General features: G+C 43.3%; 14 protein-coding genes. 4 read left to right on the forward strand and 10 right to left on the reverse strand.

Annotation, left to right across the window (positions count from 1 at the left end; all coding sequences use genetic code 11):
* Nucleotides 1-13: 13 nt before the first annotated feature.
* The 3 genes from gpmI to lptF all read right to left on the reverse strand — a co-directional run bounded on the left by gpmI (nt 14) and on the right by lptF (nt 3857).
* On the reverse strand, nt 14-1561 hold the full coding sequence (gene gpmI / locus B9T30_RS04565) for a 2,3-bisphosphoglycerate-independent phosphoglycerate mutase (RefSeq protein ID WP_086183962.1): 1548 nt from the start codon (nt 1559-1561) through the stop codon (nt 14-16).
* Between the two features lie 123 nt (nt 1562-1684).
* Nucleotides 1685-2755 carry an LPS export ABC transporter permease LptG gene (gene lptG, locus B9T30_RS04570; protein ID WP_086183963.1) on the reverse strand — a complete coding sequence of 357 codons (1071 nt, stop codon included), beginning with the start codon at nt 2753-2755 and terminating at the stop codon, nt 1685-1687.
* A gap of 1 nt (nt 2756) precedes the next feature.
* Nucleotides 2757-3857: an LPS export ABC transporter permease LptF gene (gene lptF / locus B9T30_RS04575; RefSeq protein ID WP_086183964.1), complete on the reverse strand. Its 1101-nt coding sequence runs from the start codon at nt 3855-3857 to the stop codon at nt 2757-2759.
* Between the two features lie 159 nt (nt 3858-4016).
* Between lptF and B9T30_RS04580 the strand changes: the two genes are divergently transcribed.
* The 4 genes from B9T30_RS04580 (at nt 4017) to B9T30_RS04595 (ending at nt 6854) form a co-directional block, all read left to right on the forward strand.
* The gene (locus B9T30_RS04580; RefSeq protein ID WP_086183965.1) at nt 4017-5465 is read left to right on the forward strand and encodes a leucyl aminopeptidase; all 1449 of its coding nucleotides are present in this window, start codon (nt 4017-4019) and stop codon (nt 5463-5465) included.
* Entirely contained in the window at nt 5458-5865 is a 408-nt protein-coding gene (locus B9T30_RS04585) for a DNA polymerase III subunit chi (RefSeq protein WP_086183966.1), read from the forward strand. The genes B9T30_RS04580 and B9T30_RS04585 overlap by 8 nt, the downstream gene beginning before the upstream one ends.
* A gap of 28 nt (nt 5866-5893) precedes the next feature.
* Nucleotides 5894-6526, forward strand: a complete 633-nt coding sequence (locus B9T30_RS04590) for a hypothetical protein (RefSeq protein WP_086183967.1) — start codon at nt 5894-5896, stop codon at nt 6524-6526.
* Between the two features lie 109 nt (nt 6527-6635).
* Entirely contained in the window at nt 6636-6854 is a 219-nt protein-coding gene (locus tag B9T30_RS04595; protein ID WP_086183968.1) for a hypothetical protein, read from the forward strand.
* A gap of 67 nt (nt 6855-6921) precedes the next feature.
* On the opposite strand, the gene B9T30_RS04600 is transcribed toward B9T30_RS04595, so the two are convergent.
* The 7 genes from B9T30_RS04600 to glnK form a co-directional block, all read right to left on the reverse strand.
* Nucleotides 6922-7467 (reverse strand): VTT domain-containing protein, encoded by a 546-nt coding sequence (locus B9T30_RS04600; RefSeq protein ID WP_086183969.1) that lies wholly within the window; start codon nt 7465-7467, stop codon nt 6922-6924.
* A 112-nt stretch (nt 7468-7579) separates the two neighbouring features.
* Entirely contained in the window at nt 7580-8239 is a 660-nt protein-coding gene (locus B9T30_RS04605; protein ID WP_086183970.1) for a riboflavin synthase, read from the reverse strand.
* Between the two features lie 27 nt (nt 8240-8266).
* Nucleotides 8267-9559 carry a DNA adenine methylase gene (locus B9T30_RS04610; protein WP_086183971.1) on the reverse strand — a complete coding sequence of 431 codons (1293 nt, stop codon included), beginning with the start codon at nt 9557-9559 and terminating at the stop codon, nt 8267-8269.
* Nucleotides 9556-10659, reverse strand: a complete 1104-nt coding sequence (ribD, locus tag B9T30_RS04615) for a bifunctional diaminohydroxyphosphoribosylaminopyrimidine deaminase/5-amino-6-(5-phosphoribosylamino)uracil reductase RibD (protein ID WP_086183972.1) — start codon at nt 10657-10659, stop codon at nt 9556-9558. The genes B9T30_RS04610 and ribD overlap by 4 nt, the downstream gene beginning before the upstream one ends.
* A gap of 12 nt (nt 10660-10671) precedes the next feature.
* Nucleotides 10672-11130 carry a transcriptional regulator NrdR gene (nrdR, locus tag B9T30_RS04620; protein ID WP_004650079.1) on the reverse strand — a complete coding sequence of 153 codons (459 nt, stop codon included), beginning with the start codon at nt 11128-11130 and terminating at the stop codon, nt 10672-10674.
* Between the two features lie 139 nt (nt 11131-11269).
* Nucleotides 11270-12667: an ammonium transporter gene (locus tag B9T30_RS04625; RefSeq protein ID WP_086183973.1), complete on the reverse strand. Its 1398-nt coding sequence runs from the start codon at nt 12665-12667 to the stop codon at nt 11270-11272.
* A gap of 59 nt (nt 12668-12726) precedes the next feature.
* Nucleotides 12727-13065 (reverse strand): P-II family nitrogen regulator, encoded by a 339-nt coding sequence (glnK, locus tag B9T30_RS04630; protein ID WP_004650081.1) that lies wholly within the window; start codon nt 13063-13065, stop codon nt 12727-12729.
* Between the last annotated feature and the right edge of the window lie 33 nt (nt 13066-13098).

Genomic DNA, 13098 nt, shown 5'->3' on the forward strand with positions numbered 1-13098 from the left:
TATACGATTTATTTTATGATGCCAAAGTAATCAAATTACGACCTTGCATTTCTTGAGGTACAGGAATTTGCATTAAGCTTAATAATGTCGGTGCGACATCGGCAAGTACACCACCTTCGGCAATTGTTGCAGAAGTTGGCCCTACGTAAATGAAGGGCACAAGTTCAGTGGTATGTTGCGTATGGACTTGACCACTTTTGTAGTCTTGCATTTGTTCAACATTACCATGGTCAGCCGTGATCAGCATGTGGCCTTTTTGTGCCATTACCGCTGCATAGACACGACCTAAACAGGTGTCTACCGCTTCCACTGCTTGCACAGCAGCATCAAATACCCCTGTGTGTCCGACCATATCACCATTGGCAAAATTGACCACCAACAAGTCAAATTCACCCGAGTTAATTGCAGCCACCAACTCATCGGTCACTTCATAAGCACTCATTTCAGGCTTAAGGTCATAGGTTGCAACATTGGGTGATGGAATCAGGATACGTTTTTCACCCGGATATTCATCTTCACGACCACCACTAAAGAAGAAGGTCACATGAGCATATTTTTCGGTTTCAGCAATACGCAGTTGAGTTTTACCTAAATTCGATAAATATTCACCAATCGAGTTATGCAATGCTTGAGGCATATAGGCAACAGGTGCATCAATCGTGGCTTGATAACGCGTCAACATTACAAATTTAGACAGATTTGGCACTACTTTACGTTCAAAACCAGCAAAATCTTTTTCGACAAATGCTTTGGTGATTTCACGGGCACGGTCAGCACGGAAATTCATAAAGACGACACTGTCACCATCTTGAATTTTAGCCACATCGCCAATACGCGTTGCTTTGACAAATTCATCTTTTTCTTCAGCAGCATAAGCCTGTTCTAAGCCTGCAACGGCTGTTGTCGCGGTACGTACTGCTTCACCTTCAGTTAACAAACGATAGGCTTGTTCAACACGATCCCAACGATTGTCACGATCCATAGCAAAATAACGACCAATCATGGTCGCAATACGCCCCTGCCCCGGATATTGAGCAAAGAGTGCATCTAATTTTTCGAGTGATGGTTGGGCACTTTTCGGTGGTGTATCACGACCATCCAAGAACGCATGTAAATACACTTTCGCACCACGTTTTAAGGCTAACTCACACATCGCCACAATATGGTCTTCATGCGAATGTACACCTCCTTGCGACAACAAGCCCAGAATATGTACAGCACCTTGTGCCGCTTTGGCTTTTTCCACCGCATCAATCAAAACGTCATGCTCAAAAAAAGCACCCGTACGAATATCTTTGGTAATACGGGTAAAGTCTTGATACAACACACGACCTGCACCAAGGTTCATGTGACCCACTTCAGAATTGCCCATTTGACCATCAGGTAGACCGACATCTTCGCCTGAACCGGAAATCAAACCATGTGGATGCTTTTCTTGCATAGCCGTTAAATTAGGTCGTTTGGCTGCTAAGAAAGCATTGTCTTCGACCGCTTCGCGATGCCCTACACCATCCATAATTACCAATACGTGAGGGATTTTGCCAGCAGTTGCACCCGTCATAATGAACACTCTTTTGTTTACAATTTCATCGTTATATCTTACCGAATTTTCGGTCAAGACTCTATGTGCAGATCATGACTAAAGCGGATCATGCACATTGTTTTATCAGGCGCTATTCAATGATTAACGAGCACGTCGCAGCAAATAACCGCCCGCCAGCATCATGAAAATAATCGGCACAAAGACAAACCATGCCGGTGAAGGTGAATACACTAAACTTGCATAGCCCAAGAAATCTTGTAGATAGAAGAATCCTAAGCCAATGAACAAGGCAATCACCAAACGAAAACCCATCGACTGTTGACGTAAAGGACCAAAAATAAAGGAACAGGCAATCAGTACCAACGCAATTAAAGCAAAGGGTGAAGCCACTTTCTGCCAAAATGCCAGTTTATAGGTTTTCGGTACTTGGCTATATTCATGCATATAACTCATAAAGCTGACCAATTGACTTGGCGATAAATCCTCAGGATCAATGGTCACCATATGCACATATTTAGGTTGTAGTGCCAAAGCCAAAGGCAATTGATCTGCCTTAATCACCGTTGCATTGCCCTGCGGTAAAATATCAATTTGCGAAGCCGTTTTTAGACTCCAATCGCCATCTTTGATGAACTGGCCTTGCTCTGCATTTAACACCCCTTTCAAGTGATAACGCTCATCAAAGTCAACCACTTGAACATGTTTGAGCTGTCCTTGTGCATTGGCATAATCAATATAAATAAAACGCTGACCTTCGCGTGTCCAATAACCGCTCACTTCACCCAATGAATTTACACTGCGGTGATCTTTGACGCTTTTGGCTTGCTCATTGGTATATGGAATCACCCATTCACTTAACACAAAGGACAACAGCACCAAAATTAATGCCGAGCGAATCACCCAACCGACGATACGCCACAAACTAATCCCAACTGAACGCATCACCACCAATTCTGCATTGGATGCTAAAGCACCCAAACCCAGCACAGCACCAATGAGTGCCGCAATCGGTAAGATTTCATATAAATACCGAGGTGCACTCCAAAGTACATAAATTAATGCATTCCAAGCAGTATAGGTGTCACTTAATTCACCTAATTCACCTAAATAGGTAAATAAAACTTGTAGAACCGATAACACAACAGTTGCACCCAGCATCGCTAATGCTGTGGTTTTGGTCACATGTTTGGCAATTATTCGACGTGCTAACATTTTAAGACCTCACCTGCTGAATTCGCTTCTTAATTTTAGGAGCAAGTTTTTGTTTGCGTGAAAATAATGCCGCAGCCACACCATATACCACCAAGACCAACGGATATGCCCCGATCCCCATTTCATCTTTACTGACCCGCGTCTTCACCGCCATCAGTGCCACAATCAAACTGGCAAAAATAAGTAAAGCAGGGAAGAGTTTTAAATAACGTCCTTGCCGTGGGCTGACTTCTGAAAGTGCAACCGCTAAGGCTAAAGCGACCACAATAGAGAATGGAACGAAGATGCGCCAACCCAATTCACTGGCAACAACCGGATCAGCACGATTACTCCAGAGCTTAGAAATGGGTAATGCTTCCACTTCGGCACTTTCAAACTTAGCTTCTGTGTCACTTTCTAAACGTAAACGATAGGATTGAAATTCTGCTTGGGTATATTTAGGTTTACCTGGGAAAAACTCGTAACGACGACCTTCGACCAAATCGACAATACTGGCGGTTTCATTGGCAACTTCTACACGGGTTGCCTCTTTCGCCAAAATCATCACATCAGGTTTATCTGGCTTTGCAGCACGTTGATAGAAAAATACATCTTTTAAATTACGACGATCTTCAGACAAGTCCCCTGCATAAATGGTATAGGGGCCAGATGAAATAAACTCCTTCGGGCGGACTAAATCGAAGCCCGTTCTAACCGCTTGGTTGGTCGTCAACTCTTCAAACTGACGCAGCCCCCAAGGAGACATCCAAATCATTAAAACAAATTGCACGGCCAGAAAAACCACGGTCAGTGGAATCAGTAAGCGTCCCAACCGATGCCGACTGACACCACTTCCATTGAGTACCGCCATTTCATGGTCAACATACAAACGGCCAAAGACCAAGACCAAGCCAATAAAAAAGCCCAGTGGAAGAATTAAAGTTAGAAATTCTGGCAGTCGATAACCAATAATACTAAATAGAATACTGACATCTAAACGACCTTGTGCCGCAACACCAAAGTACTTGATCAGTCGACCACCCATCATGATTAAAGTCAATAAGGCAATTACAACCAAGGATGTAGACACCACTTGCTTGACCAAATAACGCCGAATAATCAAATTAATTCTTCCCAAAAAGAGGCAAATAAAAACTAGGCTTAGTTTACCCGAATGGTGAAAATATAAAACCTATACTGTCGTTGCGCATTGAAACTCTATTCATAGAAATGTTTCAATGGTTTAATGGTTTGCAAACATTCAAAGGCATGAATACAGAACATGAAACTAACAATTAATACGTCCTTCCAAGAGAATGCGTCTAGCCCATATTTGTTGATATTAGTTGATTCTGAGCAGCTACAAAAGGCAGCTACTTCTTATGAAATCAATAATTTAAGTTCTTTAGCAAAAGCAGCACAGTTTAAAGCCAGCTTAACTGAAAGCCTACCACTCATCGGGAAAGTGGCGGTATGTAGTAATACTGTACTTATCGGCATCGATAAAGCCGCTGATCTACAACCCAATAAATTAGCAAAAATTGCGCAAAGCATTATCAAAACGTCACAAAAAAAATTCAAACAGATCAGTATTGATATTTCTGCATTAGCAGCAGAGCACCATTATTTATTTACCTTGGCTTTAACCCAAGCCGCATATGCTTTTGATGAATATAAATCGAAAAAAAATGAATTCATACTCGAAACAATTCATCTTATTTCTCACAATAGTACTTTGAACCCACAACAATTAACCCTGATTCATGCTGTGCAATCGGGTCAAAACTGGGCACGTGATTTAGGCAATCGTCCGGGGAATATTTGCTTCCCTGAATATTTAGCAGAGCAAGCACAAGCCCTCGCTGCGCAATATCCTGACTTGCTTAAAGTGACCGTGATTAATGAACAACAAATGGCCGATTTAGGCATGAATGCCTTCCTTGCAGTCAGCAAAGGTTCAGATCGTCCGGGTCGCGTGATTACCCTTGAATATAAAGCTCATACCGAACAAGCGCCTGTGGTCTTAGTTGGTAAAGGGGTCACTTTTGATACTGGCGGTATTTCACTCAAACCTGGTGCTGGTATGGATGAAATGAAATACGATATGTGTGGTGCGGCATCTGTGTTAGGAACAATGCGTGCGCTGTGTGAAGCAAAATTACCCATTCATGTGGTCGGTGCAATTGCTGCCGCTGAAAATATGCCTTCAGGTCATGCAACGCGTCCGGGAGATATCGTAAAAACCATGAGTGGTCAAACAGTCGAAATTTTAAATACCGATGCGGAAGGTCGTTTGGTTTTATGCGACACCCTGACGTACATCAAACGCTTTAATCCTGTTTTGGTGATTGATATTGCCACTTTAACTGGTGCATGTGTGGTTGCCTTAGGTTCAGTACTGACTGGTCTATTTACCCCAGATGATGAACTGGCTGCTGAAATTCATGCTGCGGGACAAACCTCATTTGACCGTGTATGGCGCATGCCCGTTATTGACGATTACCAAGAACAGCTCGATTCTCCCTTTGCTGATATTGCCAATATTGGTGGCCCTAAAGCGGGTTCAGTCACCGCAGCTTGCTTCTTACAACGCTTCACGCGTGAATACCGTTGGGCGCATTTAGATATTGCTGGTACTGCATGGAATTCGGGTTCAGCGAAAGGGGCAACGGGTCGTCCTGTGCCATTATTGCTCCAATTTTTAGCCAATCGTGCACAGTCAAATGGCTAAAGTAAGCTTTTACTTATTTGAAAAAAGTCCTGAACGGCAAGTAGAAAGCACTTGCCGTTTGTGCCGTAAGATTCTGAAACAGCCTGAACGTATTTGGTTATATTGTGCAGACTCAGAATTACAACAGCAGCTCGATGAACGATTGTGGAGTTTTGATCCCAGCAGTTTCATTCCGCATGGCATTGATCAAGAATCGGCTACAATTTGTATTTCATCTCATCTGCCCGAACAATCGGACTGGATCGTGTTTAATTTTAACAATCAAGCGCTTGAACAGATTGATAAATTTAGTCACATTATAGAAATCATCGAAAATAATGAATCAGCAAAACAACTGGGTCGTGAAAAATTTAAACAATATCGACGTTTAGGTATTGAACCACGAACTTTTAAACTATAGCTGATCAATCGAATTAAGGAGATACGCGGTGGCATTAAATGTCGGTCAAGATTTTAAACAGCGCTGGTTAGACGTACCTGAGGCTGTTCGTCAGGCATTTATTGATGACCTACACCGCGTCTGCAATGTGCTCAAACCTGAAACCAATATTCAAAAATGGTTGGAAAAAGACGAGCTCGCACAACAACAATCCTTTGAAACAATAGAACGTGCTTATGTAGAACGTAAGGCACAATTGATTGAAGATGCTCGTTTACGCCATCAACGTGCGCTAGAACAGTCTTTAGCCAAGAAACGCGCTGCACAAGCAGACTATGCTCAAGCCTTACAATTCGATGAAACACGACAATTTGCTGAACAAACACAAACACTGTCCCTGATTCGGCAAAATTTAGAGCGTGAAATTCAGACCTATACGGCGCGTTATCATAAGAACCCTGAAGGTGCGGCATTAAATTTTGCCAAAGGCATGCCGTCGATTAGCGACACGGCTATGCTTTCGGAACTGGAAAATGTTCGTTTACGTCTCGAGTTAGAAGCTGAAACTCTGATTGAACAAACCGTCGCTGTATTTCGTGCCAAGTTACAACAGGCCAGCCAAGAAGAAATTGAATATATTTTAAAAAATTCTAATTTTTCAACGGAAAAGCCAAAAGCATAAGTGCTGATGATTATTTGGCCTGATGTTACGATTGTCATATGAATGACATGTTTATGTCACAAGATAGTCATATCTTAACGTGTCCAATGCGTGTCATTCAGGAATAAAAATGGATATTTTGCACCAAATTTCCACTCAAATTGCAGCACTCAATTCGGGAGAAAAATGGCAGCTATCTGCTCAAGATTTATTTATCAGCCATGCCGACTTTCACTCACTTTCAATCTATATTTCCCGTGAAGCGAAAAAAGGACAGTTTTCTGTGTCTAGCCCAGCTCTTTTAGGTTCTTGGGTCGGCAGTACAGCCGTCACCATTACCAAACACTAAAAAAACCAATACCATCAAAAGAGTCCACTCTGGTGGGCTTTGCTTATGTTCAAAAAGACTTTAAACCTTAAAATACATCTACGGCCAATCCAAGCATATTCCCAACCCCATACCCCAGCCCTAACAGCAAACTGATCCAGATCAGACCACCCACCAAGTTATACAACATAAAACTGAAGATATTCATGTGCCCTGCACCCGCAGCAAACGGCGCAAAGGAACGGACAAAAGGCACAAAACGTGCCACCAAAATGGTTTTTCCACCATGTTTGCTAAAATAATGATTGGTCTTGGCAATATATTCAGGCTTTAAAAACTTTGCATGGGCATGAAAAAACTTAAAGCCCAAAATCCGACCGGTATAATAATTAACCATATAACCCAATACAGCCGCCGTAAAAAGCAACAGTCCCATATAGTGTAAATGGATGACTGCTGTGGTTGAGCACAGTGCGCCAATCGCCAGTAGCAAGCTATCCCCGGGTAAGAAAAACATAAAGACGGAACTGGTTTCGGCAAAGATAATCAGAAATAAAATGGCGTAAATCCAAAGGCCATAATGATCCAGCAAAGTAGGCAACCATTGTTCAATATGCATTAAAAAATCAAGCATTTTTACCTATCCACTTTAACCATAAGAAGTGCATCTACATGCAAAACCATGCATAAAAACAAAAAAAAACAGTCTAATTTTGCAATGAGACTGTTTTCTATTCTATGTTTTTTTACTTCAAGAAGCCATTTTCTGCCAGAAATGCCATACTGAGTTTCGATTGTTCTTTGGTTTCAGCAGCTTTATCACCCAGCATTAAACGTTCAATATAGCGGGCAAGAACATCAACTTCTAAATTGACTTTAGCACCAGTTTTCCACGTGCCAATATTGGTTCGATCTGCGGTATGTGGAATCAAATTCAGGCTAATCACACTGCCACGTAAGTGGTTAATGGTCAGGCTAATCCCGTCGACGGTCACCGAACCTTTTTCCGCTAAATATTTTGCAATTTCAGCAGGTGCCGTGACTTCATAATAAATTGACCGTGCATCTTCACGGACGACGGTAATTTCACCTACAGCATCAACATGACCGCTGACGATATGTCCACCAAAACGTGTTGTGGGCAACATGGCTTTTTCGACATTTACAGGCTGACCGACCTTCCACGTGCCAAGTGTAGTACGGTTTAAACTTTCACGGGATACATCAGCCGCATACCAGTTTTCACCCCACTCAATCACGGTGAGGCAAATACCATTGGTGGCAATTGAATCACCCAAATGCACATCAGACATATCAAGGTTACTGCCAATACGTAAACGAACATCACCGCCTACACTTTGTAAACTTTCAACTTTGCCTAGACTTTCAATAATGCCTGTAAACATAATTTGCTCTCTATTTCTGTATTTGTTTTACCACAATGCCAATTGCGTACTCACACCCGTGGTATCAACCCCGCCCAGTTCGGCAAAATGATACAACTGACCTAAAAGCTGGCGTAATGGCGGCCCTGATTTGGCATGGGTATCGGTAATCACAATAAACTCCAGCACACGTGCACGCTCTGACTGACGCTGCTTACTGACACGATAACGTGGCACATCTTGCGTGAGTAAAGTCACACGACCACGTTTTAAATTTGCTTGCAGCAAGTCGCCCGCTTCAATATTACCATCGGTCGAATAACTGGTCAGAATATAACGTGCATTAATGGTGGCGACCAATTTTTCATAGGCTTCTTTGGCATATTTAGAAGAATTATACTGACTTGGGCGCTCTTTACGCCATGCTCGGTCAATTCCGCTTTTAAAGCCTTTGGTATCTGGACTCGGTAAATCGGCCTGATCCCATAAAGTCAACGCATTGAGTACATGATAGTTACTGCTATAAGCATGTTGATTATAAGGTGGATCAAGATAAGCCACATCCACTTCAAAACTGCTCATTTGATTGGCTAAATGCTGTGCATCGACACACCACACTTCTGCGGCGGGTTTTTTCGGTTCACCAATGTCACAAAAACGACTCGGTGTTAGCCAAAGTAAGGATTCAATGCGCTCTAAAGCCGTTTGCGTTTTACCGCCCCAACCATGATGAAAACTTTTGAATACGCCACTGGTATTACTGACAAAACTGGCAGAATAAAGTAACGGTGCCAGTAAAGCACTCATCTCAACATCATCAATAGCCCCTTGCGCCTGCCAAGTGGCAATCTGCTGACGAATCGCATCAATACGCATGCCGTTACGGCGTTTGAAGAACAAACGATCGCGGGTGGGGTCATAAACTTCATCATTCCGTGGGCACAGATTATGCGTCACCCAGCCTTTTACTTCAGGCAAGCGGTTTAGGTAATCGATGGCTTTTTGATAGCCGCCCAATTCCTTAAATGCCGGTGCTTCTGTACACGATAAAATCGCACTGTTGAGTGCATGGCTATACGGTTCCCAATCATTGGCAATCACGCGATAACCATTTTGACGTGCCAGACGTGAAACCACACCCGAGCCTGCAAAAAAATCGGCAAAAATTGGCGCACGACCATTTTTACTCTTTAATGTTCCCGTGCTCTCAAGCGCTTCTAAAATCAGATGCAGTAAACGACGCTTATTGCCTAAATACGGAACAAGCTGATTAAAAAGATATTCGTCTGTGGTACGTGCTGAATGACGACGTTTATGATAAACCGAAGACTCTGAATTCATACTGTCTCTTGAGAAGGGATTAACCTTAAGCGCACATCATTCCCCAATTGGGTGACATCTATGAGCTTAAATCGAAGTTGCTCTGCCATACGATTAAATTCCGCATTAAACATCGCACGTGCCGTTTGACCTAAAAAGGTCGGTGCAACATAGCTGATCATTTCATCGACCAACCGCGCTTGTAAAAAGGCCGTCGATAATGTTGCTCCTGCTTCCACCAACACATCATAAATGTGATGCTGTGTCGCTAAGCGCTGTAGCAAGTCTGTTAAAGGCTGTACACTAAATTGTAACACGCCTAAATCGGCAAGTTCCTGACGGAATGGTCCCATCACCATAACCGTTTCAGCTTGCGCCAAAATTTTTGCTGTCAAGGGTAAACGCCCCTGACGATCAAGCACCAGACGTTTTGGTTGCACAATTGTACTGATATCGGCAATACCCTCTAACTGACGCACATTGAGCTGACAATCATCAGCCAGTACCGTTTCAATACCGGTGATGACCACACCAGAAATCGCGCGCCAATGTTGTACATCTCGTCGTGCCGCAGTACCCGTAATCCATTTCGACTCACCCGATGCCATGGCGGTGCGACCATCTAAACTAGACGCCACTTTTAACCGTACATAAGGCATGCCCGTTGCAATCGCTTTCAGGAAACCTCTATTTTGTGCAGCCGCTTGTGCTTCGCAAACACCTTGTACTACTTCAATTCCTGCATTTTCAAGAATTTGCACACCCTTACCTGCCACCAATGGATTGGGATCTGAACACGCAATCACAACGCGTGTAATGCCTGCCTCAACCAACCCATTCGCACAGGGCGGTGTACGACCATAATGTGCGCAAGGTTCTAAAGTCACATAAGCTGTTGCACCATGTGCCTGATCACCCGCTTGCTTTAAAGCAAAGACTTCCGCATGTGATCCCCCGACAGGTGCTGTTGCTCCACGACCCACAATTTGATGCTCTTTGACAATTACGCATCCCACTGCAGGATTGGGCCGTGTTCGATAAATTGCTGTCGCGGCTTCTGCTAAGGCAAATTGCATCCACATTTGGTCTTGTTGAATGGAATCTGGGCTTAGCTTAGACATCTTGAAACTCTTTTAATGTTCACGTTGTTGCATTTGTTCAATTTGACGGCGAAAGGCTTCTACATCTTGGAAATCTTGATACACCGAGGCAAAACGCACATACGCCACGTGATCCAGTGCAAACAAAGATTGCATGACAATTTCACCAATGGTACGTGACTTCACATCACGCTCGCCTAAGCGACGAATTTGTAATTGGATATCACTGAGTACGGTTTCGATCTGCTCTTGGGTCACAGGTCGTTTTTGCAGCGCATGCATCAATGAACGACGCATTTTAGCTTCATCAAAAGGCTCGCTTTTGCCATCAGATTTAATCACCCGAGGCATAACAACTTCGTAGGTTTCAAAAGTGGTAAAGCGTTCTCCGCAACTGATACATTCACGACGTCGACGAATTTGACAGCCTTCAGCAGCCAAACGCGAATCTATCACTTTACTATCTGCGGCGTTGCAAAATGGGCAATGCATAGCGGTTTAATTGAACAAATCAAATCGGATTTAGAGTGTAGCAAAAATTCTGCACTTTGTAGAGCCTTACGCAAGATATGGAAAAAAAACAGCCCTTTCGGGCTGTTTCACACAATATATTGATTATGCGGTTTAGCTATTATTCAACCCGTTCACCATGTTGGCTTAAGTCTAGACCCATACGTTCGTCATCCGCAGTAACACGAATACCAATCACCAAATCAATCACTTTAAGGATGATGAAAGTCAGCACAGCAGAATAAGCAATCGTTGCAAGTACACCTTCAGCTTGTACCCATAATTGATGCATCATATCTGTAGGTGCTTTATCGCCCATAATGAATTCACTGGCAAATACTGCGGTTAACAGTGCACCGACAATACCACCCACACCATGCAGACCAAAAGCATCTAAAGAATCATCGGCTTTCAATGCACGTTTCAGTGCGGTAATACCCCAGAAGCAGACCACACCACCAATTAAACCCATGGCCAATGCACCACCTACAGTGACAAAACCTGCTGCGGGTGTAATCACCACTAAACCAGCCACCGCGCCAGATGCACCACCTAGTACCGATGCTTTACCACGAACCAATTTTTCAGTAATTAACCATGCAATTGCTGCCGCTGCCGCTGCAACTTGAGTGGTAACGAGCGCATAACCTGCCGAACCGTTGGCACCCAGTGCAGAACCACCGTTAAATCCAAACCAACCCACCCAAACTAAACTTGCACCAATCACGGTTAAAGCAAGGTTATGCGGTGCCATAGATTCACGACCTAAGCCCATACGTTTGCCCAGCATGTATGCAGCAACCAAACCTGCAACACCTGAGTTAATGTGAACTACAGTACCTCCAGCAAAATCCAGTGCGCCATCGTGACCTAACCAGCCACCACCCCATACCCAGTGGGTAATCGGTGCGTAGACCACAACACTCCAAATGGTAACAAATGCCACAAAAGCACTGAATTTCATCCGTTCTGCAATCGAACCGGTAATGATGGCTACAGTAATAATGGCAAAGGTCATTTGGAAAATAACAAATAGAATTTCTGGAATTGTTCCAGTGAGTGCATCTGTGGTAATGCCTGATAGCATGATTTTATCTAAGCCACCAATAAATGCATTCCCTTCACTAAAAGCAAGGGTATAGCCAATCACAATCCAAGTAAGACTCACGATTGCAGCAGCAACAAAGCTATGTGCCATCGTGCTCAGTACGTTTTTCTTACGAACCATACCGCCGTAGAACAAGGCTAAACCGGGAATGGTCATGAGTAAAACCAGTGCTGTAGACACTAAAATCCATGCCGTATCACCTGTGTCTAATTTTACTTCTTCTTCTACAGGCGCTGCTATTGCTTCAGCTGGAGCAACAGCCAATTCAGAATGCGTTAATGATGTATCAGTCGTTGCAACCACTGCAACATCTTCAGAAGGAGTGGGTACTGTTACAGCTTCTTCAGCCCATGCAACAGAACCCCCTAAAAGTGCGCCAGATAAACTCAGCGCCAGTAGCATTTTTTTCATTCGTATCCCCCAACCTAGTTTTTTTGAGTTATTAGGTACTCAGCAAACTTCGTGCCAAATTAAACAGCATCTGCACCTGTTTCACCTGTACGAATACGGATGACTTGTTCTAAATTAGTCACGAAAATTTTACCGTCACCAATTTTACCTGTGCTTGCAACACGTGTAATCGATTCAATCACTGAATCGACCATTTCATCGCTAATTGCGATTTCAATTTTAACTTTAGGTAAAAAATCAACGACATATTCTGCGCCACGATAAAGTTCAGTATGACCTTTTTGACGACCAAAGCCTTTGACTTCGGTTACAGTGATCCCTTGAACACCAATTTCAGAAAGTGCTTCACGCACGTCATCTAATTTAAAGGGTTTTACAATTGCAGTTACGAGCTTCATGTTGGTTTTCCTTCGGCTTCTTTCACCAGTAAG

This window comes from Acinetobacter sp. ANC 4973 (genome assembly GCF_002135275.1).
Classification (GTDB): domain Bacteria; phylum Pseudomonadota; class Gammaproteobacteria; order Pseudomonadales; family Moraxellaceae; genus Acinetobacter; species Acinetobacter kyonggiensis.